Source organism: Sporichthya sp., from assembly GCF_013815995.1.
Taxonomy (GTDB): Bacteria; Actinomycetota; Actinomycetes; order Sporichthyales; family Sporichthyaceae; genus Sporichthya.
On record NZ_JACDFE010000308.1, the window covers coordinates 1 to 4,101 of the forward strand.

The 4,101-nt window shown below is 70.8% G+C and carries 3 protein-coding genes and 1 pseudogene; all 4 read right to left on the reverse strand.

What is annotated here, in order from left to right:
• Positions 1–279, reverse strand: a pseudogene (locus H0X00_RS22190) (DUF885 domain-containing protein); the annotation flags it as partial.
• A complete protein-coding gene (locus H0X00_RS22195; RefSeq protein WP_293774933.1) occupies positions 276–935 on the reverse strand; it encodes a MazG family protein in 660 nt (219 codons plus the stop codon). The pseudogene H0X00_RS22190 and the gene H0X00_RS22195, both read right to left, overlap by 4 nt.
• A complete protein-coding gene (locus H0X00_RS22200; RefSeq protein ID WP_293774934.1) occupies positions 932–1,570 on the reverse strand; it encodes a hypothetical protein in 639 nt (212 codons plus the stop codon). Before H0X00_RS22200 ends, H0X00_RS22195 begins: the two co-directional genes overlap by 4 nt.
• A gap of 11 nt (positions 1,571–1,581) precedes the next feature.
• Positions 1,582–4,101, reverse strand: a 2,520-nt coding sequence (mfd, locus tag H0X00_RS22205) for a transcription-repair coupling factor (RefSeq protein ID WP_293774935.1), incomplete at its 5' end; no start/stop codon positions are given.

Below are 4,101 nucleotides of genomic sequence, written 5' to 3' on the forward strand. Positions count from 1 at the left end.
GTGTTGGCACAGCTCGGTGAGCTCGAAGACCGCGCGGCGCACCTGGTGGGCGAGGATCTCGCGGTCGACCTGTTCGGCGGCGTCGGCCGCCGGCGGCAGGGCCGCCAGCGCAGCCAGCCCCGCCCGGTGGGTGGCGAGATCCGCGGCCCGGGCGTCCGGCCCGGAGGCCGGCAGCCGGTCGTCGAAGCGGTGGTCGCCGAGGGAGGTCGCACCGACCGGGTCCATCCTCAGCTGCTCGTCGAGGATCGCGGCGGCCAGTTCGCGAAACTCCGTGGTCATGAGCTCGCTTCCTGCTCCAGGTCCCGGACGGTCTCGGTGAAGCGGCGGCAGGCCGCGCGCAGCTCAGCCTCGGCGTCCAGGCCGCGGGCCCGGGCCGCCACGACGACGCCGAACAGCAGGTCGCCGATCTCCACGCCGGCGGGCACGTCGACGGCCTCGACAGGCACCTCGAGCGGTGACTTCGAGGCCCGGGACAGCAGTTTGTCGGCCAGGGCCAGGGCGGGCTGGGCCAGCGGCACCCCGTCCATCGCCGAGGACCGGCCCTTCTCGGCCGCCTTCAACGTCTCCCAGTTCGCCTCGACCTCAGCCACGGTGGTGGCCGTGGAATCACCGAAGACGTGCGGGTGACGGTGGATCAGCTTGGCCGAGATCCCGGCCGCGACATCGTCGATGTCGAACGGGTCGGTGAGATGCTCGTGAGCGATCCGGGAGTGGAACATCACCTGCAACAGCAGGTCGCCGAGCTCCTCGCGCAGGTGCGCCCGGTCCCCGGACTCGACCGCCTCGACGGTCTCGTAGGTCTCCTCGATCAGGTACTTCAGCAGCGAGGTGTGGGTCTGCTCGGCGTCCCAGGGGCAGCCCCCGGGCGAGCGCAGCCGGTCCATCACCGCGACCAGTTCCAGCAGCGCAGCGCCGGGGCTGCCCTCGTGGCTCACTCCGCTGTCTGCGCCGGCTCGCCCTTGCCACCGGCCGGAGCCCGCAGGAAGTCGAACTGGGTCGGCTGGATCTGGCCGCTCATCGAGTCGAAGGAGCCGTAACGCGGGTTGATCGTGATGTCCATCGACTGGGCGGTCGCCACCAGGCGGTCGGAGAACACCGCCTGCAGCTGCGTGTCGTCGGCGGCCGGGAACTCCGCCTTGATCGACTCGCTGATCTTCCGCTCGATGGTGAACCGGCGGAAGAGCTCGTCGAGGGAGGCCAGGGTGACGTTGTTCTGCGCGGCCAGGTTGGCGATCTCCTCCGCGCTGCGCTCGTCGGCGTCGCGGGTCGCCTGCGCGTCGGCCGGGGTCACCACGAGACCCAGGTCGGAAGCCGCCTTGTCGAAGACCAGGTCCAGCACCCGGCGCTCCACCTCCAGGCGGGCCGCGTCCGGGCCGAGGTCGGTCGGCAGGCCGAACTGCGCCCGTTGCTCGCGCACCAGGTCGAGGTAGCCCTGGACCTCGGTGACCGTGATCCGGTGGTCCTCGACGACCGCGGCGGCACCGAGCCGGTTCTGCTCGCAGCCGGCCAGGCCGGACCCGACGACGGCGGCGAGCACGAGCGCGACGCCCTTGGACATCGGACGCTTCACGCGCGTTCTCCCTACGGCTTGCCGGCGGCGGAGGCCGTCGGAACGTCGGACAGGATCGTGTCGACGACCTGGCGTGCCCAGTCCAGCAGCTCAAGGCCCACGATCGGGTTACCACGGGTACCACCACTGTGCTTGCTCGCTGAGCTCGACCTGGCGGCCTCGCTCAGCTGGGCGGTGGTCGGACGCGGCACCAGGATCGTATTCACCGTGGGCTTGACCAACGACTTCGGGTAGAGCCGCGCCAGGCGCAGCTGCTGCGAGTCGCGCAGGGTCACCCCACCGAACCGGACGTGCGGCCCGGCCACCGTGACCTCCTCGATCCCGGCCGCGCGGACGTGCGCGCGGAACCGGGCGACGGCGAGCAGGTTCTCCACCTCGTCCGGCACCGGGCCGTAGCGGTCGGCGAGCTCCTCGCGGACCGCGGCGATGTCGGCCTCCGGGTCCCGACCGGAGATGGAGCCGACGTCGGCGATGCGCCGGTAGGTCTCGAGGCGCAGCCGCTCACCGGGGATGTAGCCGTGCGGGATGTGGGCGTCGACCGGGATCTCGACGCGGACCTCGGCGGGCGGCGGCTCCTTGCCGGACCCGAGCGCCTTGTACTCCGCGACCGCCTCGCCGACCATCCGCACGTACAGGTCGAACCCGACGCCCTCGATGTGCCCGGACTGCTCACCGCCGAGCAGGTTGCCCGCGCCGCGGATCTCCAGGTCCTTCATCGCCACGTACATGCCGGCGCCGAGTTCGGTGTGCTGGGCGATGGTCGCGAGCCGCTCGTGCGCGGTCTCGGTCAGCGGCTTCTCCGGCGGGTAGAGGAAGTAGGAATAACCACGTTCGCGCGATCTCCCCACGCGGCCGCGCAGCTGGTGCAGCTGCGCCAGCCCCATCACGTCCGCGCGTTCCACGATCAACGTGTTGGCATTGGAGATGTCCAGGCCGGTCTCGACGATCGTGGTGCAGACCAGGACATCGAAGCGCTTCTCCCAGAAGTCGACGATGACCTGCTCGAGGGTGTGCTCGTTCATCTGCCCGTGCCCGGTGGCGATCCGGGCCTCGGGCACCAGCTCGGAGAGCCGCTTGGCTGCGCGCTCGATCGACTCCACCCGGTTGTGCACGTAGAATACCTGACCCTCCCTCAGAAGCTCGCGGCGGATGGCGGCCTGGATCTGCTTGTCCTGGTAGGGCCCGACGAAGGTCAGGACCGGGTGACGCTCCTCCGGCGGGGTCTGGATGGTCGACATCTCCCGGATGCCGGTGATGGACATCTCCAGGGTCCGCGGGATCGGGGTTGCCGACATGGTCAGCACGTCGACATGGGTGCGCAGCTTCTTCAGCTGCTCCTTGTGCTCGACGCCGAAGCGCTGCTCCTCGTCGACGATGATCAGGCCGAGGTTCTTGAAATGAGTCGTCTGGGAGAGCAGACGGTGGGTTCCGATGACGACGTCGACGCTGCCGTCGGCCAGTCCCTCGACGACCGCCGTAGTCTCGGCCGGCGTGTTGAATCGGGACAGGTTGCTCACCTTCACCGGGAACGGCGCGTACCGGTCGGAGAAGGTCGCGAAGTGCTGCTGCGCGAGCAGCGTGGTCGGCACCAGCACCGCGACCTGCATCCCGTCCTGCACCGCCTTGAACGCCGCGCGCACCGCGATCTCGGTCTTGCCGTAGCCGACGTCGCCGCAGATCACCCGGTCCATCGGGTACGGCTTCTCCATGTCGGCCTTGACCTCGTCGATGGCCCCGAGCTGGTCCGGGGTCTCGACGTAAGGGAACGCGTCCTCGAGTTCGCGCTGCCACGGGGTGTCCGGCCCGAAGGCGTGCCCAGGCGCGGAGATCCGGGCGGCGTAGAGCCGGATCAGCTCGCCGGCGATCTCCTTGACCGCCTTGCGGGCCCGGCCCTTGGCCTTCTGCCAATCCGCGCCGCCGAGGCGGTGCAGCGCCGGGGCCTCGCCGCCGACGTAGCGGGTGACCGACTCCAGCGCGTCGGAGGGGACGTAGAGCCGGTCGCCGGGCTGGCCGCGCTTGGACGCGGCGTACTCGATGACCAGATACTCGCGGGTGGCGCCACCGACGGTGCGCTGCACCATCTCGACGTACTTGCCGACGCCGTGCTGGGAGTGCACGACGAAATCGCCCGGCCGCAACTGCAGCGGGTCGACCATGCTGCGCCGCTTGCTCGGCATCCGGCCGCGCATGTCCTTGGTGGACACCCCGGCCCGGCTGGTCAGGTCGGTCTCGGTGAGCACGGCGAGCTTGCGCGCCTCGTCGAGGAAGCCGGTCGCGAGTTCGGCGCAAGTGACCAGCACCATCCCCGGCTCGGGGGACCCGGCGATCTCGTCCACCAGACGCACCGGCAGGGACTCCGCGGCGAGCACCTCGACGGTGCGCTGCGCGGTGCCGTGGCCGGCCGCGACCAGGACCACCGACCAGCCGTCGGCCAGCCAGGCCTTGATGTCGGCGACCGCGCGGGCGGTCTCGCCACGGTAGGACACCGGGGCTCGCGCACCCAGCGCGGTCGCGTCGGGGTCGGCCTCGGC